Origin of the sequence: Psittacicella melopsittaci (assembly GCF_003585925.1) — a bacterium.
GTDB lineage: Bacteria > Pseudomonadota > Gammaproteobacteria > Enterobacterales > Psittacicellaceae > Psittacicella > Psittacicella melopsittaci.
The window spans coordinates 1-20,136 of the sequence record NZ_NRJH01000041.1 but is presented as its reverse complement, the minus strand read 5'-3'; the positions used below and the strand labels follow the sequence as shown (position 1 = coordinate 20,136).

At 35.7% G+C, this 20,136-nt stretch carries 18 protein-coding genes; 12 read left to right on the top strand and 6 right to left on the bottom strand.

Features of this window, described 5'->3' with window-relative positions; genetic code table 11:
- Positions 1-50 precede the first annotated feature (50 nt).
- Complete coding sequence (locus tag CJP74_RS04815) at positions 51-1,775, top strand: proline--tRNA ligase (RefSeq protein ID WP_119497146.1); 1,725 nt, start codon at positions 51-53, stop codon at positions 1,773-1,775.
- 101 nt (positions 1,776-1,876) lie between these two features.
- Here CJP74_RS04815 and asnB read toward each other — a convergent pair whose 3' ends face one another.
- Positions 1,877-3,472, bottom strand: coding sequence for an asparagine synthase B (gene asnB, locus CJP74_RS04810; protein WP_119497145.1), 1,596 nt, complete (start codon positions 3,470-3,472; stop codon positions 1,877-1,879).
- 501 nt (positions 3,473-3,973) lie between these two features.
- Between asnB and CJP74_RS04805 the strand changes: the two genes are divergently transcribed.
- Positions 3,974-4,753, top strand: a complete 780-nt coding sequence (locus tag CJP74_RS04805) for a M48 family metallopeptidase (RefSeq protein WP_222986940.1) — start codon at positions 3,974-3,976, stop codon at positions 4,751-4,753.
- A gap of 36 nt (positions 4,754-4,789) precedes the next feature.
- Here the strand turns inward: CJP74_RS04805 and CJP74_RS04800 are convergent, their stop codons facing one another.
- From CJP74_RS04800 to ulaR, 3 genes are all read right to left on the bottom strand, one after another.
- A complete protein-coding gene (locus CJP74_RS04800) occupies positions 4,790-5,086 on the bottom strand; it encodes a hypothetical protein (protein ID WP_119497144.1) in 297 nt (98 codons plus the stop codon).
- A gap of 121 nt (positions 5,087-5,207) precedes the next feature.
- Positions 5,208-6,275 carry an L-ascorbate 6-phosphate lactonase gene (gene ulaG, locus CJP74_RS04795; RefSeq protein WP_119497143.1) on the bottom strand — a complete coding sequence of 356 codons (1,068 nt, stop codon included), beginning with the start codon at positions 6,273-6,275 and terminating at the stop codon, positions 5,208-5,210.
- A 10-nt stretch (positions 6,276-6,285) separates the two neighbouring features.
- Positions 6,286-7,068 (bottom strand): HTH-type transcriptional regulator UlaR, encoded by a 783-nt coding sequence (gene ulaR, locus CJP74_RS04790; RefSeq protein ID WP_119497142.1) that lies wholly within the window; start codon positions 7,066-7,068, stop codon positions 6,286-6,288.
- A gap of 600 nt (positions 7,069-7,668) precedes the next feature.
- Here ulaR and CJP74_RS04785 point away from each other — a divergent pair.
- The 9 genes from CJP74_RS04785 to rplT all read left to right on the top strand — a co-directional run bounded on the left by CJP74_RS04785 (position 7,669) and on the right by rplT (position 15,850).
- Complete coding sequence (locus tag CJP74_RS04785; protein WP_119497141.1) at positions 7,669-9,465, top strand: PTS ascorbate-specific subunit IIBC; 1,797 nt, start codon at positions 7,669-7,671, stop codon at positions 9,463-9,465.
- 52 nt (positions 9,466-9,517) lie between these two features.
- Complete coding sequence (locus tag CJP74_RS04780; protein WP_119497140.1) at positions 9,518-9,991, top strand: PTS sugar transporter subunit IIA; 474 nt, start codon at positions 9,518-9,520, stop codon at positions 9,989-9,991.
- A gap of 17 nt (positions 9,992-10,008) precedes the next feature.
- A complete protein-coding gene (locus CJP74_RS04775; protein WP_119497139.1) occupies positions 10,009-10,656 on the top strand; it encodes a 3-keto-L-gulonate-6-phosphate decarboxylase UlaD in 648 nt (215 codons plus the stop codon).
- An 8-nt stretch (positions 10,657-10,664) separates the two neighbouring features.
- On the top strand, positions 10,665-11,528 hold the full coding sequence (locus CJP74_RS04770; RefSeq protein ID WP_119497138.1) for an L-ribulose-5-phosphate 3-epimerase: 864 nt from the start codon (positions 10,665-10,667) through the stop codon (positions 11,526-11,528).
- A gap of 17 nt (positions 11,529-11,545) precedes the next feature.
- Positions 11,546-12,247 (top strand): L-ribulose-5-phosphate 4-epimerase, encoded by a 702-nt coding sequence (gene araD, locus CJP74_RS04765; RefSeq protein ID WP_119497137.1) that lies wholly within the window; start codon positions 11,546-11,548, stop codon positions 12,245-12,247.
- 424 nt (positions 12,248-12,671) lie between these two features.
- Positions 12,672-14,621 (top strand): threonine--tRNA ligase, encoded by a 1,950-nt coding sequence (gene thrS / locus CJP74_RS04760; RefSeq protein WP_119497136.1) that lies wholly within the window; start codon positions 12,672-12,674, stop codon positions 14,619-14,621.
- Positions 14,618-15,178, top strand: coding sequence for a translation initiation factor IF-3 (infC, locus tag CJP74_RS04755; RefSeq protein ID WP_427909967.1), 561 nt, complete (start codon positions 14,618-14,620; stop codon positions 15,176-15,178). The genes thrS and infC overlap by 4 nt, the downstream gene beginning before the upstream one ends.
- Positions 15,179-15,279: 101 nt before the next feature.
- Complete coding sequence (gene rpmI / locus CJP74_RS04750) at positions 15,280-15,480, top strand: 50S ribosomal protein L35 (RefSeq protein ID WP_119497134.1); 201 nt, start codon at positions 15,280-15,282, stop codon at positions 15,478-15,480.
- A gap of 16 nt (positions 15,481-15,496) precedes the next feature.
- On the top strand, positions 15,497-15,850 hold the full coding sequence (gene rplT / locus CJP74_RS04745) for a 50S ribosomal protein L20 (RefSeq protein WP_119497133.1): 354 nt from the start codon (positions 15,497-15,499) through the stop codon (positions 15,848-15,850).
- 88 nt (positions 15,851-15,938) lie between these two features.
- Here the strand turns inward: rplT and CJP74_RS04740 are convergent, their stop codons facing one another.
- Entirely contained in the window at positions 15,939-16,904 is a 966-nt protein-coding gene (locus tag CJP74_RS04740) for a hypothetical protein (RefSeq protein WP_119497132.1), read from the bottom strand.
- Positions 16,905-16,906: 2 nt separating this feature from the next.
- Positions 16,907-17,623 carry an acylneuraminate cytidylyltransferase family protein gene (locus CJP74_RS04735; protein ID WP_119497131.1) on the bottom strand — a complete coding sequence of 239 codons (717 nt, stop codon included), beginning with the start codon at positions 17,621-17,623 and terminating at the stop codon, positions 16,907-16,909.
- Between the two features lie 826 nt (positions 17,624-18,449).
- Between CJP74_RS04735 and CJP74_RS04730 the strand changes: the two genes are divergently transcribed.
- On the top strand, positions 18,450-19,961 hold the full coding sequence (locus tag CJP74_RS04730) for an alanine/glycine:cation symporter family protein (RefSeq protein ID WP_119497130.1): 1,512 nt from the start codon (positions 18,450-18,452) through the stop codon (positions 19,959-19,961).
- Positions 19,962-20,136: the final 175 nt, after the last annotated feature.

Below are 20,136 nucleotides of genomic sequence, written 5' to 3'. Positions count from 1 at the left end.
ATTATTTGTATTTTCAATTATTTTTTCATTTCTATTTTCAAGGTTATTTCATGCGTATATCAAAATATTTTTTAGCAACTTTAAAAGAAGCTCCTTCAGAAGCAGTTATTGATTCACACAAAATTATGATTCGTGCTGGTATGGTACGTCAATTAGCTTCTGGGGTTTACACTTGGTTACCAACTGGTAAACGTATTCTGAATAAAGTAGAACAGATAGTTCGTCGTGAACATGCAGTTGTAGGCTCACATGAATGTCTTGCAACTATGGTAACTCCTGCCGAATTATGGATTGAATCAGGGCGTTATAATAGCTATGGTGACAACCTTTTAAAATTCAAAGACCGTAAAGATGCTGACTTTGTTTTAGGACCTACTCACGAAGAGGTATTTACTACTACTGTTAAACAAGAAGTATTTTCTTACCGTCAACTTCCATTAAATCTGTATCAGATTCAAACTAAATTCCGTGACGAAACCAGACCACGTTTTGGTATTTTACGTACACGTGAATTTATCATGGCTGATGCCTACTCTTTCCACCAAGATTGGGAAGATTTAAAACGTACTTATGCTGATATGGAAGAAACTTACCACCGTATTTTTACCGCTTGTGGTTTAAGTTTCCGTGCTGTAGAAGCTGATAATGGTAGCATGGGGGGAGCGGGTTCAAAAGAATTCCAAGTTCTAGCTGAAGCTGGTGAAGATCTAATCGCTTATAGTGATACTTCAGACTATGCGGCTAATATTGAAAAAGCACCAGCTTTACCAAGTAGTGAACGTCAAGCTCCAACTAAAGAGGTAGAAAAAGTTCATACTCCTGGCGTAACGACAATTGAAAGTTTAGTAGAATTTGGTAAAGGTGCTTATGATGCGAGCCAAACAATTAAACTGGTTGTAGTTAACGGGGCAACAGAACAAGCTCCATTAGTAGCTATTGCTTTACGTGGTGATCACGAGCTTAATGAAGTTAAAGCTGAACACCACCCATTAATTGCTTCTCCAGTTACTATGGCTAACCCAGGACAAATCGAAGAAGTATTTGGTGCAAAACCTGGTTCACTAGGGGTAATTAATTGTCCAGTACCTTTAATTGTAGATAATACAGCTTTAACTGTTTCAGATTTTGTTACGGGTGCTAACGATACAGATTACCACTACTTTGGCGTAAACTGGGATCGTGATGTAACTGACTATCACAGTGCAGATTTACGTAATGTAGTTGAAGGTGACCCATCTCCAGATGGTCAAGGTAAACTTCTACTTACACGTGGTTGTGAATGTGGTCACGTATTTATGTTAGGTGACAAGTATTCTAAATCATTAAACTTTACTGTTACTGACGAAAATGGACAAAACATTCATCCTGTAATGGGTTGTTATGGTATAGGGGTTACACGTGTAGTAGCTGCTGCTATTGAACAAAACCACGATGAGTGGGGTTGTACTTTACCAGATGCTTTAGTACCTTTCTTAGTTGGTTTAGTACCAGTTAACTATAACAAATCTCAAGCTGTGCGTGATTTTGCTGAGCAATTCTACGCTGAATTACCATTAAAAGAAGAAGTATACTTCGATGATCGTGGTGAGCGTCTTGGCGTTGCTTTAGCTGACATTGACCTAATTGGTGTTCCTTACCAATTTATTGTTGGGGAGAAAAACCTTAACAATGGTCAGGTTGAATTTAAAGATCGCCGTACAGGGGAAAAAGAGTTATTAACTATTGAACAAGCTAAAGCAAAAGCTAAAGCTTTATTAGAAAACTATAATAAATAAGTCAAAAGGAGCTACAACCATGTAGCTCCCTTTTTTTTTATATGCAAACTAAGGACATAAAAAAAGTACCCTCAAACGAAGGTACTTTTTTGGGATAATTATTATTTACCTGAATCACCGTAGTTTTTCAGTACACGAGCTGATGGATCGTTAACTTCAGCACCAACCCATTCTTTGTTAGGCATCCAGAAGTCTTTAATTAAGTGTGCTTGACCTGGGAAGTGTTTTTCAAAGATTTCACGGTATAGTAAAGATTCTTTAGTGAATGGAGTACCGTGTGGGTATTTAGTTTTAGCTGCTTCTAAATCTGCATCTGTGTATTTTTCTTCTGCGTAAGCTTTTAAGTGATCAACCATTGAGTGACCTACAGCATCAGAGAAGGCTGCTTTTTCACGCATTAAGATTGAATCTGGTAAGTAGTCAGTACCAGCAAATGCTTTACGTAATAAGTATTTACCTTTGTTGTAAGTGTTCATTTTTAACGCTGGATTAATGCTCATTACATATTGAACAAAGTCTGTATCAGCAAATGGTACACGTGCTTCTAAAGAGTTAGCCGCTAAACAACGGTCAGCACGTAATACGTCATACATGTAAAGTTCTTTTACACGTTTTGCTGCTTCAGCTTGGAAAGCTGCTGGAGTTGGAGCAAAGTCAGTATATTTATAACCAAATAGCTCATCTGATACTTCACCAGTTAATAATACTTTAAGATCTGTGTTTTCGTGGATCCATTTACAAATTAAGTACATACCTACTGAAGCACGAATAGTAGTAATATCCCATGTTTCTAGGTGCCAAATTAATTTATCAAGGATAGATAACACTTGATCTTTGGTCATAATGATTTCGTGGTGCTCAGTACCTAAGTAGTCAGCTACTTCTTTAGCATATTTTAAGTCAATTGGGTCTGTGTCCATACCTACAGCAAAAGTTTTGATTTTTTTGCCAAGTTTTTTAGTTGCAATCGCACATACTAAAGATGAATCTAGACCACCTGATAATAGGTAACCAATTGGAGCATCTGATTCTAAACGTTTATCAACTGCAGCTTCAAGTAGTTCACGGATTTTTCTTGTTGCTGTGTCAAAGTCATCAGTTGAAATTTGACGTGGGTTTGATAAATCGTTGTAGCATACAAACTCACCGTTGAGGTAGTAGTGACCTGGTGGGAAAGGAGCTACATCTGTGCAGTATGGAAGTATACCTTTAGCTTCTGAAGCAAAAGCAATTTTGCCAGTTTCTTTATCGTAACCATAGAATAATGGACGAATACCCATAGGGTCACGAGCTGCTAATAAAGTACCTGAAGCTGCATCGCTAATTACAAGAGCAAATTCACCGTCAAGCATTTTAACCATGCAATCTGCACCTAAGTAGAAGAATAAAGGAAGTAGGATTTCACAATCAGAATCTGAAGTGAAAGTATACTCAGTATATTTTTCTCTTAAAAAGCGACGAATTTGGTGGAAGTTATAGATTTCCCCGTTACATACAGCTTCTGCTTCTTTGAATTTGAATGGTTGGTTACCAGCTGCCGATAAGTCCATAATAGATAAACGGTGGAAGCCCCAAGTACCATTTTTGTTAGCTTCAAATTGATAGTTATCTGGACCACGGTGAGTAATTAATGATGAAGTTTGTTGGAAAACTTCAATGTTTTTCATTGTTGCTGAGTTATATACAAAACCACACATATTTATATAAATCCTATTTGATGATTATTGATGTTGATTTGGACATTTTCTTTAAAGCAGTATCTTATAGATAGAAGCTTTATTTGTTGTTGTAATTTATTTTTTATTTATGTAACTCATTATATATGAAAGTAAATTAAAATCAAAGTTTTATTATAAATTTTTTAATCCTTTTTTATATCCATTAAACAAAAATAAAAATATACCTTAATTTTTTATTAAAAACTCTAAAGTCTGACTTTAGAGTTTTTAGTCTATACTAAAAAATCGGGCTATTTTTTGATTTAAGTTGCATTTTTACGATATAATAAGAGTTTGAACATCGATAAACTCATGAAAATTAAGCTAAATTAAGCAAGCTAAAAACCGCACTTTGCGAATTTAAAGTATAAATTCACACAATTTTTAGTCAACTATTAGAGTCTAAAAGGCAAAAAAATATTCATTTTCTTTTAAAGATAAAATAAAATAGATAACATAATTAATTATTGAGAAGCCAAAATGAATTTGAAAAAAAAGATTATTGCCGTGGTAGCGGCAACAAGTCTACTTTGGGGTTGTGCCTCGGTAGCCGAACTCGCAGGTTACAATACCGAGCAATTAGATAAAATTTCAGCCCAAAGTTATGCTCAAGTACGTGAGCAAGAAAAACAAAGCATAGATACTTCATCACAGACCTATTATCGTATTCTCGCGGTATATAATCGCTTACGCCCAATTGCCGATCAAGAAAATAAAACTGGAGTAGCTTTTCAGTGGCAACTAACAGTATTAAGACAAAAAGTTCTAAATGCTTATGTTCTTCCAGGGGGACGCATTGTTTTCTATACTGGACTAGTGGAAGAGCTTAAATTAAATAATGATGAAATAGCGGCAATTATGGGACATGAAATGACCCATGCTCTCTTAGAACATACTAAGCAACGTATAGGGCAACAACTTTTAGTAGTAGGGGCATCTCAAGCTGCAGCTGTAGCTACGCAAAGTACTGCCGTAGGGCAAACAGCTATTACGCTTGCCGATTTAGGGGTTATGAAGCCTTTTAGTCGTGCCAACGAAACCGAAGCCGATGTGCAAGGTTTATTTTTAATGGCTAAAGCAGGTTACAATCCTGAAAATGCTATTACTCTCTGGAAAAAAATGGAAGCCTACTCAGGTGGTGATACTTCTAACTCGATTTTATCGACTCACCCTTCTTATTCACAAAGATTTAAAGTTTTACAAGACAACTTACCTGAGGCGCTTAAACTCTATCAGCAAGCTATAGCTAAGAGAAAATAATAAATAAAACCTGGAAACTTGTTTCCAGGTTTTATTTTATGCTTGATCTTTTGGCGTAATAGTTGCAGATAATAATGATTTTAATTTTTCTACTACTTCGTGAATAGTTTCATTATTAGCTGTAGCTTGAGATAGTTTATCTAAAAGAGAAGTAATTTGCTCTTTAGTAATAGGTAAAGCAGGGATAATGCTTTGTAATTTTTCTTTAGCTGTATCGAAATCTAAGCTTTTAATTTGATCTAAAAGCTGAGAAGGGTTATTTAAATCTAAATCTTTTAAATCTTTAGCAGCATTAACAATACTAGATGCTTTTTCAAATAAATTATTAAACATAGATAATTTACCTTGTATCAAAAATAAAAAATATCATATATTTTATATTTTTTTCTTACCTTTTGCATATTTTTTTGCTCACAAAAAAGCTTCCTGAGTCCAGGAAGCTTTGATGTCTAGTTTATAGGAAGCTTTTATATGGAAGTTCCGGCTCATCAGTAAAGATGTCGTCAAAACCACGATAGTGTTGATAATGGATACGATCACGATCAGCTGGGAAGGTGAATTTGCCACCTACTTGCCAGAAGAATGGATGGAATTTCCATTGTAGACGTTCTTTTTTGAGTAACCAGAGTTCTTCAATTTCACGTGGATCTGATTGGAAGTTAGACCAGATGTCGTGGTGAACTGGAATTACTACTTCAGTACGTAAACATTCAGCAGCTCTTAATACATCTGATGCTGTTAACTTATCAGTTACCCCACGTGGGTTTTCACCATATGCCATTAAAGCAACGTCAATATGGTGTTCATTACCATGTTTAGCATAGTAATTCGAGTAGTGCGAGTCACCTGAGTGATAGATGTTTCCACCTGTAGTTTCAAATAGGTAGTTAACTGCACGATCATCCATTTGATCTAAGATAGCTTTATCTGTTGAAGATACGCCTTGTGGTAAGGTTACTAAAGCTGTACGATCGAAAGCATCTAATACTTTAATTTTCACATCACCAACTTCAATAGTATCACCTACTTTAGCTACAATACATCTATCTTCTGGTACACCCCAGCTAGTCCATAATTTCACGCAAGCTTTAGGACCAATGAATTTAACATGAGGACCACAGTTTTGAATTACTGCCGCTGCTACGTTAACATCAATATGGTCTGCGTGATCGTGAGTTGCCATAATAGCGTCAACTTCTTTAATCGCAAATGGATCAAGAGGGAAAATAGCCGTTCTTAAGTTAGGTTGTAACGCTCTTACCCCACCCATACGCATCATTTGGTGTTGTTTTTTCATGAATGGGTTACGGGTTGAACGTTTACCTGTACCACACCAGAAGTCAACACAAATATTTGTATTACCTTCTGTTTTTAACCAAATTCCAACACAGCCTAGCCACCACATGGTAAATGAGTTAGGTTGAACCTTTTCATCTTCGATTTGTTCATTTAACCAAGTACCCCACTCTGGGAAAGTAGAAAGAATCCATGACTCACGTGTGATCTCATTAACTTTACTCATAATTTTTCCTTTACACTAAAATAACGATAATTCCTTGTTCTTGCAAGGCTGCAACTATACGTTTATTAGCTTGGCGTCCTGTAATAACGATTTTAAAGTTCTTAGGTGAAGCAAATAAAGAACCCACGCGTTGCCCTACTTTGTCTGAATCAACCAAACAAACTAAAGTTTCAACTTGAGAAATTAATTTTTGCTCCGCCAATAATGAAATTAAGTCGTTTTTAAAGAGACCTTGCTCAGTTAAACCTGAACCGCTCGTAAACATAAACTTAGCAGCATAATGCAAGTTTTGCGAAACTTCATTGGTTATAAAAAGATTACGTTCTGGATAATATTGTCCACCTATAACCACAGTGTTCCCACGGTGTTTTTCAATTAAACGATTGAGGAGAGGTAAGTAATTTGTCACCACAGTAATATCGCGATTACAAATTTCTTCTCCTAGTAAAAATGCTGTAGAGCCGCAATTAATAATAATTGAGTCTCCGTCTTTACATAAGTTAGCCGCAGCGCGAGCAATTCTTCGTTTTTCATCGTAATTGCTTGCTTCTACAACATTTGTACTATTCCAATCTTGCTCACCTTTGGGTTGACTAGGCTGAATACATTGACAACCATTACGAACTTTTTTTAATCTTCCTTCGTAATCTAAGGCCTTAATGTAACGTCGTGCGGTAATTTCTGAAATTCCTAAGTACTCTGCAACTTGAGCTACGGACATTACTTTACGCACTCTTAGTTCTTCGAGAAGGTTTTCATATTTAAAGTTTTTATTAATTAACTCTGTATTCATTATTTAACTAGGGTAAAGAGATGTGTTTTTAGAGGTCATGTATATGATACCGTAATTACTAAATATTAAAAGTGGGGCAAATGCCGTTTTGATCAAAAAAGATCAAAAAAACTTTCCTTTAGAATTAAAATGCCTAAAAATCAACACAAATAAATTTTTTAACTTTTTTTGAAAAGTGTGACATTTGACCGTTTATTTCTGAGTATTTTGTAAGGGAATTGATAATTACAGGGTAGTTTTAGGTTAAAATTACCCCTTTTTTGTCCCTTTTTATTTATTTTTTGCCAAAAAATAGAGAATATTTTTTATAAAATCAAAAGTTATCAACTAAATGGTGATTACTTTTGATAATTTGACAATTTTACTGATAACTATTGAAAATGAAGGGTAAAAATGATCGTTTAAAATCTATTTTTCTTAAAAAAAGTGGTCATGAGTCACACTTTTCGAAAATTTTCTAAAATAGGGCTTAAACTTGTCACTAAAATCCATATTATGTAGAGAGAAGTTCAAGGATATTTTTCCATCTATATTAAAGAGCTGTGTTTTTAGAGAGGATTTACTTAGTGCATTAATATTATGGATTAATGAGGAAAGCATATGGACTTTCTATTTAATATTTTCTACATCTTTTATAACCAAGTAATGACCAAAGCGCCGTTACTACTCGGTTTAGTAACGATGATTGGTTACATTCTCTTGCGTAAAGATGTAACGACAATTATCAAAGGTACAATTAAAACCATCGTTGGTTTTATGTTAGTACAATTAGGTGCAGGTGCTTTAACTCAGAGTTTTAAACCTGTTATTGAAAAGTTATCTGAATACCACAATCTCGAAGGTTCGGTAATTGACCCTTACACCACTTTAATAGCGACCATGGATGCCATGGGTGATGACTATTCATGGGTTGGTTATACCGTATTAATTGCTTTAGGGATTAATATTCTCCTTGTAGCATTTAGACGCTTTACTGGTATCCGTACAATTATGCTTACGGGACACATTATGTTCCAACAAGCGGGCTTAGTAGTAGTATTCTACTTTGCTATGGGTACGTCAATGGTAGAGTCAATTATCTATAGTTCGGTACTTATTGCTTTATATTGGGCTATCTCCTCAAATATCATGTATAAGCCTACGCAAGCAGTAACAGGCGGAGCTGGATTCTCGATTGGTCACCAACAGCAAGTAGCTTCATATATCGCTGTTAAAGTAGCACCTAAAGTAGGTGATCCTGAAAATACAGTAGATAATTTAAAACTACCACGTTGGTTAAATGTATTCCATGATAGTATTTCGGCAACTACCTTAGTAATGACTGTGTTCTTCGGTATTATCCTTCTATCATTTGGTATTGATCGTCTGCAAGAAATGGCAGGAAAAACCAACTGGATCATTTACATTTTTGAAACTGGTCTTAAATTCGCAGTTGCAATCCAAGTGATTGTAATGGGCGTACGTATGTTCGTTGCTGAATTATCTGAAGCATTTAAAGGTATTTCAGAAAGAATTATTCCTAACGCAGTATTAGCAATTGACTGTGCGGCTATCTATGCTTACTCTCCAAATGCAATGGTGTTTGGTTTTATTTGGGGTGCTATCGGTCAATTTATTGCTGTAGGTATTCTATTCTTAATTAATGCGCCAATTCTTGTTATCCCTGGCTTTATTCCAATGTTCTTCTCGAATGCAACAATTGGGGTATTTGCTAATAAATTCGGGGGTTGGAAAGCGGTAATTGTATGCTGTTTCACTTTCGGTCTAATCGAAGTATTAGGTTCAGCATGGGCTATTCACTTAATTTCTGAATATGGAGTTAAATTCAATGCTTGGATGGGCATGGCAGACTGGGCTCTAGTATTCCCGGTAATCTTCCAAGGCTTATCAATTAGCAAACTCTTCTTCTGGGTTATTGTTATTGCTGCATTAGTGTACATGTTCTATGCTTCACGTAACCTCAGAGCTGCTGAAGCTCTTGCGGCTGAAAAAGGTTTAACTCTTGATCAGTTAGACGGTTATGGCTTAGAAGAGGAAGAAGAAGTTGTAGCTGAAGCTCAAGATCAAAATCAAGAGCAAAATCCAAGCTTAGAGAAAGTTAAACCTATCCGTATTCTTGCAGTATGTGGTAATGGTCAAGGTTCATCAATGATGTTAAAAATGAAAATCAAAGCTTACCTTGACAAACGCGGCATTCCAAATGTAATGGATTCGTGTGCAATTTCTGACTATAAATCTAAACTGCAAAATACCGATATTATTGTAAGTTCTAAACACCTTTCATCTGAGATGGAAGTTCCTGATAGTAAAGCGGTACTTGGTGTACAAAACATGTTAAATCCTGCAAGTTTTGGTGACGAGTTAATCGCTTTAATCAAGAAGTTTCAAAATAAATAATTGTAACTAGGGGAGCTTGCTCTCCCCTAGGCACTTTACAAAAGGATACCTTATGACTGTAAATTTACGTGATTCACTAATTGAAAACAATTCGGTATTGTTAAATCAATCTGCAGCGACTTGGGAACAAGCGGTAAAAATTGGTACTGATCTTCTTGAAAAATCAGGAGCAATCACTCCGCAGTATTACCAAACGATTGTAAAAAGTGTAAATGAATTAGGACCTTATTTTATTCTTTGTCCAGGCTTAGCCATGCCTCATGCTCGTCCTGAAGATGGGGTAAACTTTACTGCCTTTGCGATTGTAACCTTATCTGAACCTGTAGAGTTTTCCGACGGCTCACAAGCAGATGTATTTTTTACTTTAGCAGGTGCAGATGCAACAAGTCATGGTTATGCTTTAACGCAGTTAATGCAAATTATTGATGACGAAGATTCTGAAGACGGAGTAGATTTATCTCGTTTCCGTAATTGTACAAGTGTAGAAGAAGTGCTTAAAGTTGTAGAAACTTATGGCAATGTTTAAAAAAAGTGGAGCATAAAATGAGTCAAAAACCTTTATTACAAATTGCCTTAGATTCTTTAAACTTAGAGACAGCTTTAGATACAGCAAAAAAAGTATCAACTTTTGTTGATATTATTGAAGTTGGAACGATTCTTGCTTTTGCCGAAGGGATGAAAGCGGTTGAAGTTTTACGTAAAGAATATCCAGATCATATTCTCGCTTGTGATTTAAAAACAACTGACGGCGGAAAAATTTTAGCAGAAATGGCTTTTAAAGCTGGTGCGGATTGGTTAACTGTATCTGCAGCTGCACACATTGCAACTATTGCAGCTTGTAAAAAAGTAGCAGATGAGTTTGGTCGTGAAATTCAAATCGAAATTTATGGTAACTGGACTTATGAAGATGCTAAAGCTTGGGTAGACCTAGGTATTAAACAAGCTATTTACCACCGTTCACGTGATGCTGAACTAGCAGGACGCGGTTGGGAAGAAGAAGATCTAGTTAAAATGCGTGCTCTTTCTGACTTAGGCTTAGACCTTTCAATTACTGGTGGTATCGTACCTGAGGATATTCATTTATTCCAAGGCATTAAAGCTAAAGCCTTCATTGCAGGGCGTGCTTTAGCCAAAGAGGGAGGAGAACAAACTGCTTTAGCTATTCGCGAAGAAGTTAATAAATACTGGTAGGAGGCTAAATGTTAGCAAATAAAGTTACTATAGGTATTTATGAAAAAGCCTTACCTAAAGATATTACTTGGGAGCAACGCTTAAGTCTAGCTAAAGAGTTAGGTTACGATTATGTAGAAATTTCTATTGACGAAACTGATGAGCGTTTAGCTCGTTTAGATTGGTCTTTAGAAGAACGTCAAAAACTCAATGCGGCTCGCCTCGAAATTGGCGTAGATATACGTAGCATGTGTTTATCAGGCCATCGTCGTTTTCCATTTGGTAGTCATAATCCTGAAGTTCGTGAAGAAGCTAAGGTTATTATGACCAAAGCTATTAAGCTAGCTCAAGACTTAGGGATAAGAAATATTCAACTGGCTGGTTACGACGTTTATTACGAAGAACAAGATGCACATACAATAGAGTTATTCAAAGAAGGAATGCTTTGGACGGCAAGATTGGCAGCTCAGCATCAAGTGATGGTTTCAGTAGAAATTATGGATACTGAGTTTATGAGTTCGATCACGCGTTGGTTAGAGTATCAAGAACTGGTAAATAACCCATGGTTTTGTGTTTATCCAGATGTAGGTAATCTAAGTGCATGGAATGACAATGTTAGCGAAGAGTTAACCAAAGGTATTGGTTATATTACCGCTATCCATCTTAAAGATACTTATAAGGTTACTCCTGATTTCCCTGGGCAATTTAGAGATGTTCCTTTTGGGCAAGGCTGTGTAGACTTTGTAGAAGTATTTAAAACCCTAAAAAGTCTTGACTACAAGGGCGCATTTTTAATTGAAATGTGGACAGAAAAGGCAGATGATCCTGTTGCAGAACTTAAACATGCTAAAGAGTGGATTCTTGAGCAAATGAAAACTGCAGGATTTATCTAAAACTTTAAGGAGTAATTATGCTGGAACATTTAAAAGAAAAAGTCCTCAAAGCAAATAAACTTCTCCCAAAACACAATTTAGTTACTTTTACTTGGGGTAATGTAAGTGAAATTGATCGTGCCTCAGGGTTAATGGTAATTAAACCTTCGGGAGTTGAGTATGATGATATGACAGCTTCTGATATGGTGGTTGTAGATATAAACACAGGTAAAGTAGTTGAAGGGCATTTAAATCCTTCTTCAGATACTCCTACTCATGTTGAGTTATATAGACAGTTTCCAGATATTGGTGGAGTTGTGCATACTCACTCGCGCAATGCAACCACTTGGGCTCAAGCAGGTTGTGATATAGTTCCTTTAGGTACCACCCATGCTGATTATTTTTACGGCACTATTCCTTGTACGCGTCGCATGACCGAAGAGGAAATTAAGGGTGAGTACGAATTAGAAACTGGTCGAGTAATTGTAGAGACTTTTAGAAAACGAGAAATAGATCCAAACATGGTACCTGGAGTACTAGTTGCTTCTCATGGACCATTTGTTTGGGGTAAAGATTGTCTTGAGGCAGTGCATAATGCGGTAGTACTTGAAGAAGTAGCTTTAATGAATTTTAATTCATTTATTATTTCTCCAAATTCACGCCCTATGCAACAAGTATTAATAGATAAGCATTTTTTACGTAAACACGGAAAAGATGCTTACTACGGTCAGAAGAAATAGCGAGTAATTCTAGCAGGTTTGCCAAACCTGCTTTTTTTATGCTCAAAGTAAAAATAAGAGCTAAAAATAGACATTGGAAAAGAAAAATCTTAGAAAAAAAGTGCTTAAAAAACTTAACAAAAGGTAGTTAATTTTGGTATAATATGCCGTGTTTATTATTTTAAGATGATCTTGAGCTTATTTTTTAGAGGTTTTCTCTTGAAAATAACAAGAGTAAAAAGGATTTATTTTTTCTTTTTGCCCTAGGGTTTTAAGTCTGTAATTAAAACTTTCTTTAGAGGACAAGAAGAATTAGTTTTTTCTTTTTATGTCCATGTGATGAAGTTTTAAAATAATAAGGGTAAAATGAAATAGGAATGTGGAGTTATTGTTTCGTAAGTTTGTAGTTACAGCAGTGACTTCTCTATCTCAAAGGAAAATTTAAATGTCAAATATTAAAATTACTCTCCCAGATGGTTCAGTTAAAGAATTTGCTGCACCTACAACTTTAGCTGAAGTTGCTAAATCAATTAGTAATAGCTTAGCAAAAAATGCAATTTGCGGTCGTGTTAATGGTGAATTAAAAGATCTAGTAGATCCAATTACCACCGATGCAGAAGTTGTAATTTATACGGCTAAAGATCCAGAAGGGTTAGAAGTAATTCGTCACTCTTGTGCTCACTTATTAGGACATGCTATTAAACAATTATATCCAAATGTTAAAATGGCAATTGGTCCAGTAATTGACAAAGGTTTTTACTATGACGTGCAATTAGACCATGCTTTAACTGATGAAGAGTTACAAGCTTTAGAAGCACGCATGAAAGAATTAGCTGCGACAAAATACGATGTAGTTAAACAAAATGTTTCATGGCAAGAAGCTTATGATACATTTGCAAAACGTGGTGAAAACTTTAAAATGGAAATCTTAGAGGACAATGTTCCTAAAGATTCACGTCCAGCTTTATATCACCATGAAGAATACATTGATATGTGTCGTGGTCCACACGTACCAAACATGCGTTTTTGTGAGCACTTTAAACTCATGAAAACATCTGGTTCTTACTGGAGAGGCGATGCTAAAGGTATTCCTTTACAACGTATCTATGGTACAGCGTGGGCAGATAAAAAATCACTAAATGAATACTTAGCACATCTAGAAGAAGCTGCTAAACGTGATCACCGTAAAATCGGTAAAGCATTAGATTTATTCCACTTACAAGAAGAAGGTCCAGGTTTAATTTTCTGGCACAACGACGGTTATACTATTTTCCGTTCAGTTGAAAACTTCATTCGTGAGAAATTAGAACAACATAACTATCAAGAAGTTAAAGCACCAATTATCCTTGATAAATCTCTCTGGGAAAAAACAGGTCACTGGGATAACTATCGTGAAAACATGTTCACTACTTCATCAGAAAACCGTGAATATGCGATTAAACCTATGAACTGTCCTGGTCATATTATGATCTTTAAACAAGGTTTAAAATCATACCGTGATCTACCAATTCGTATGGCTGAGTTTGGTTCATGTCACCGAAACGAGCCATCAGGTTCATTAAGTGGTATAATGCGTGTACGTGGCTTTACTCAAGATGACGCGCACATTTTCTGTACTCAAGACCAAATTCAATCTGAAGTACAAGGATGTATTAGTTTAATTCGTGAAATCTATAATGTATTTGGTTTCGACGAATCTAAATTTGAAATTAAATTATCAACACGCCCAGAAAAACGTATTGGTGATGAAGCTACTTGGGATTATGCAGAACAAGCTTTAGCAAATGCAATTACTGCAAGTGGCTTAACTTTTGAATACCAACCAGGTGAAGGGGCTTTCTATGGTCCTAAAATTGAAGTTACAGTATATGACTCTTTAGATCGTGCATGGCAATGTGGTACAGTTCAAGTAGACTTCTTCATGCCTCAACGTCTAGAAGCAACATACATTGGTGAAGACGGGGAAAAACATCACCCAATTATGATTCACCGTGCATGTGTAGGTTCAATTGAACGTTTCATTGGTATTCTAATTGAACAATATATTGGTTCATTCCCAGCATGGTGTGCTCCAACGCAAGCAGCTATTTTAAATATCTCAAGTGCGCAAGAAGAGTACGCATGCCAAGTATATGCGAAACTAAGAGCTGCTAATATTCGTACCAAACTAGACTTACGTAACGAAAAAGTAGGCTTCAAAGTTCGTGAACAAACAATTAAACGTGTTCCTTACATTTTAGTATGTGGTGACAAAGAAGTTGCAGATGGAACTATCTCAGTACGTACGCGTACAGGTAAGGATTTAGGTACATTTAAAGTGGATGACTTTGTTGCTAAACTACAAGAAGAAATTGCAACACGTTCACTAGTATCTTTCAGTGAGTCGGAGAAATAATTATTAAACCGAATAATAATCGTAGACAAAATAATGCTAAACCTAATCGTTTAAACCGTGAAATCCGTGCTAAAGAAGTACGTGTTACTGACGCAGATGGTAAACAATTAGGGATTATGTCTGTTCGTGAAGCTCTTGAAATAGCTGAAGAAAGAGACTTAGATCTTGTGGAAATTAGTCCTACGGCAAACCCACCGGTTTGTAAAATCATGGACTACGGTAAATTCCTTTACGAAAAACAAAAAGCACTAAAAGAACAAAAGAAAAAACAAAAAGTAGTGCAAGTGAAGGAAATTAAATTCCGCCCAGGTACCGATGAAGGGGATTATCAGGTAAAATTACGCAACCTGATCCGCTTTTTCGAAGACGGTGACAAAGCTAAAATTTCGATCCGTTTCCGTGGACGTGAAATCGTTCACGTTGACCTTGGTGTTCGCTTAATGGAACGTCTTGTTGAAGATTTAAAAGACTACGCTGTAGTTGAATCATCTTCAGGTAAAAAAGTAGACGGTCGCCAATTAGTGATGACCATGGCTCCTATTAAGAAGAAAAGTTAAGGTTTAAGCGTTAATACTCTTGGAGCATGACGCTCGAAAAAGTTAACCACCTTACTTTTTATGTGTACAATGCGTAATCAACTATTATTTTGGAAATAATCATGCCAAAAATTAAAACAGTACGTGGCGCTGCTAAGCGTTTCAAACAAACTGGTTCAGGTCGTTTCAAACGTAAACAATCTCACCTTCGCCATATCTTAACTAAAAAATCTCCTAAACGTAAACGTCATTTACGTAATAAATGTTTAGTTGCGAAAGCAGATCAGGTTTTAGTTGTAGCGTGTCTTCCATACGCAAGATAATTGAGAGGTGAATTAAATGGCTCGTGTTAAACGTGGTGTAGTGGCGAGAGCTCGTCACAAGAAAGTATTAAAAGCAGCTAAAGGTTACTATGGTGCTCGTAGCCGTGTATACCGTGTTGCTTATCAAGCAGTAATTAAAGCAGGTCAATATGCATACCGTGACCGTCGTCAGAAAAAACGTCAATTCCGTCAATTATGGATTGCACGTATCAACGCTGCGGCTCGTTTCAACGGTTTATCATACAGCCAATTTATTAACGGTCTGAAAAAATCTCACATCGAGATCGATCGTAAAGTATTAGCTGATATCGCAGTTTACGACCAAGCAACTTTCTCAGCTCTAGTAGCTAAAGTGAAAGAAGCTCTATAATACTGCTCTCTTTAAAGGCTAGCACTATGAAGGTGTTAGTCTTCTTTTTAAAAAATCCCCTAAGACAATGTCTTGGGGGATCTTTTTTTTAGCTAAAATATTGGGCTTGAAATTGGCTCAATTGCACACTACTAGTAAGTAGAGCTTGTAAGTTGCGAATTTCACTTTTACCTAGTTGATTAAAGAACAAGGAGGCAAAGAACTCAGGACTACGCCAAAAGGCAACCAGATGTTCCCAGCTAGAACTAGTATTATAAGCTCGAGCAAAGCTCATAAAACAAAAGCTGTGGCACAGATAATAAAAGCTTTGTCTTACTGGGATTTTATCAGCAGGAGCGAGATTAAAACCTATAGTTAAAGGACTAGGTAAGTCTAAAGCTCCTACCATGTCAATTTGGCTTAAAAGGGTTAAAAAAGGAATAGTTTGTCCTTGCTGGATAATTTTTTCTAACTCCTTTCTAATTTTACTTTGCCCTTGGAACAGACTAAGATAGTCGTCTGAAGCTAAGTGCTTTTTAGCCTCGAGAATTTGTGGCGAAATTTGCCATTGTCCAGGCTTAGTAAAATAAAAGCGCAAAGCTCGGAGAAAGCGTAAAGGATCTTGCCAAAACTGAGCACTTATTAGTTCTAAACGACCTTGCTCGAGATCTTTAATACCTCTGCCAGTGGGGTCAAGTACCTTGTCTTTTTGGGCACGAATTTGCTCAGCTGTTAAAGTAGGAGGAAAGGTATCTAAACTTGAATCTACAGGTAAATATAAAGCATTTACCGTTAGATCGCGTCTTTGACAATCTTGCTCTAAGGTTACATTTTGCGTAATAAAACTAAATTGATGATAGCCTGCTCCTTCTTTGATTTCCTTGCGAGCTAAGGCAAGCTCTGTGCCTGTTTTTGTATGCACAAAGACAGGAAATTTGGGATTAATTTGGCTAAAGTCTGGATGTTGAGCTAGCTCTTGCTCAGCTATACCTGTAACAATAAAATCCAAGTCGGTATTAGTATCCCAACCTAAAAGAGCGTCACGAATTGCCCCACCAACTAAATATATTTGCATACTTAACTTTCTAAAGGTTTGTAGATATTATTTTCATCTAAGCCAATATTTAACTGACTAAATAAATACTCACTATGCTCAAACTCTTCAATTGTATCTATATCTACCGAAAGATTATGATTGATATAAGGATAAGCATTAGCGTCAAGAAGAATACCTTGCTTAATATTTTGGGCAGAAGAAATATAAATAACTCCATCCTCAAAATATAAAGGTTCTAAATCTTGTGATCTTTGCCCAATTTTATAGTTCCAAGGTACAAATTTATTGTCAATGATTTTACCTAGTTTAGCAAAACTGCGAGTAACCGAGAAAAGGCTTTGCAGGGCTAAATCAGATTGGCTATAAAGTTGCCAAACTTCAGGTAAAAGATTTTTAGTACGCAGAGGATTAGTTGCTTGGAGCAAGATAACATCAGTTACACTTGGATCATTAAGTTGCTCTAAAGCATTGGTAAGTACTGGTAATGTTGGCGTAGTATCGAGTGCTAGATCATCAGGACGATGAATAATTTTAGCCCCATATTGAGCACTAATTTGGGCAATTTCCTCATTGTCAGTAGAAACAAATACTTCACTAACTATTTCAGGAAAAAGTTTAGCGTAGAGAATCGAATGGGCTACTAAGGGTAAGCCGTTCAGTTCACGAATGTTTTTTCCAGGTAGGCGCTTGGAGTTTCCTCTTACTGGAATAATTACTATAGCTTTACGTTGTTGCATACTTTATTCTCACTCATTGGTCATTGTCATTATTATAACTTAAATAAGGGAAATTGGGCTTAAATTAATATTAATGACAATAGGTCTATAATTGGCAAAAGCGTCAAAGGTAAATAAAGATCAGTAAAATTTGCTAGGAAAGTTTTGAGTTGTTTTATAGCTTTAAATGGCTAAAATGAAAGAGCTTAAAAAATAACACTTTTGCAAATAATAACCATACGAAGTAAAAGGTTATTAAAGTTTTTTAGGTAAAATTATTCCAAAATTTAAAAGCAAGAAATAAGAAAAAATGCTCTCGTTTTATTAAAATTAAGTCAATAAATTTGCCTTTTACTCTTAAAGAAAAAAGAGGCAAAAGAATAAAAATGGCTAAGAAAAAATTGTAAGTAAAACTAAAGCCTAAATAAAACAAAATTACTACTTTAACTTATTGATATTCAGAGATAAATACATAGAGATGACAAAAGTTATTTGGCAAGCAAAAATTAAATTTTTGCAGTTTTTTATTTTCTAAATCGCCCCTCAAGTTTTATAAATTGCATGTCAAAATTTGCTTCTAGGAGCAAAAAATCTTATTGCTTTTATATAGTTAATTAGCTATATAAAGCTTGGGTTTTTTAATTTGCAATAGCCCCTCTTCTATGTTAGATTATTAAGGATGTTTGTTTTTCAATGAATTACAAGCAAGAAGTTATTTTTTAAGTATTAGCTTAAACGTATTAGGTTTTATTTATCCTACTTAACTGCAGTTAAGTATCAAGTAATTAGTTTTTATTTTAGGCAGCTAGGTTTTTACTAACTTAAGCTGAAAACAAAAAAATCTTCTATGAGTACTTTGCAATTTTTATATGATTTACTTAAATCAGGTTTAAACTTTATCGTCCCCGTAGTTTTAATCGGTGCCGGGATTTTCTTCTTGTGGGTAACAAAATTTGTGCAAATAAGAATGTTCCCTTTAGCCTTAAAGCGTATCTTTACGGCTCGCCATGACAAAATCGATGACGATATCAATATTTCCTCAAATCAATCTTTCTATACAGGCCTTGCCCAACGTATAGGTATAGGTAACATTGCTGGGGTAGCTTCAGCTATTACCGCAGGTGGACCTGGTGCCGTATTTTGGATGTGGTTTGCTGCTTTCCTCGGGATGGGTTCATCTTTCTGTGAATCTTCTATCGCCCAACTTTATAAAACAAAAAATGAAAAAGGTGAGTTCGTAGGTGGTCCAGCCTTCTATTTAGCTCAAGGGCTTAAAATGCCACGTCTAGGGGTATTATTCTCAATCTTCCTTGCCTTTACTTATGGTATTGCCTTTAACATGATGCAGGCAAACCAAATAGCAGGTACCTTTGAAGAATCATTTGCCTTTGATCCAGTATATGTAGGAGTTGCCGTAACTATTATTTCTGGAGCAGTAATTTTTAGTTCATTAAAATTTGCTAGCCGTATTTCAGGAATTTTAATTGCGATAGTTTCTATTTTATACATAGGTTTAGGAACTTGCGTATTAGTTGTTAACCACGAAAACATAGGTCCAGCTTTCAAGATCATTTTTACTGAAGCTTTTAACTTAGAAGCAGGTATAGGTGGTTTATTAGGTACAGCGGTTATGTTCGGTATTAAACGTGGTCTTTTCTCTAATGCTGCGGGTATGGGTGCTGACCCAAATATTGCTGCTTCGGCTGCGACACGTCACCCTGCTGAGCAAGGGATGACACAAATGATTGGGGTGTTTGTTGACACATTTATCGTGTGTACGTTTACAGCCTTAATTATTTTAACTACAGGTCTTTGGAATACAGGACAATATGACAATGCTGCCTTAACAGCGGTATCGATTAATGTGACTTTAGGTGATTGGACAAAATACGCCTTTGCGGTTTTAATTTTCTTTATTGCCTTTACTTCAATTATTAGTCAGTTCTTATATGCTCTGTCTGGATTAAAATACTTTACCCAAAACAAATATGCAATCTTTATCTTTACTATTTTTGTATTAGTTTGTGTGTTCTTGGGTTCTATAGTACATGCGGATATGGTATGGGATTTATCTGACGTATCTATGGCAGGTATGACGATTTTAAACCTCTTTGCTCTCGTTCTTTTATGGAAGCAAATTCGTTTAATAGTTAACGATTACCAACGTCAATTATATAAAGATAAAAAACACCCATGGTTCGATATCTACTTTAATTCAGATTTATATCCAGAATTACAAGATAAGATTTATCACACTTCAATCTGGTCACGTAAACTAGATGAAGAGGCAGATGATGGTATTCATAAAAACGAAGGTTATAAACTCTTTGGTGAAAATGACACAAATAACCATCGTTAGTTAGATCAAGAAAAAAGCTTGCTCGTGCAAGCTTTTTTCTTTTGTCTGTAGATATTTGCTTTGCTATTTTAGTTTCTACTTTCTAGCTTTAGATCTTAATAGATATAGATCGTAACCTATAGCCATAGCTCATAGTCATAACCAAGCATAACTTTAGCTTTTGTTTTGCCTTGAG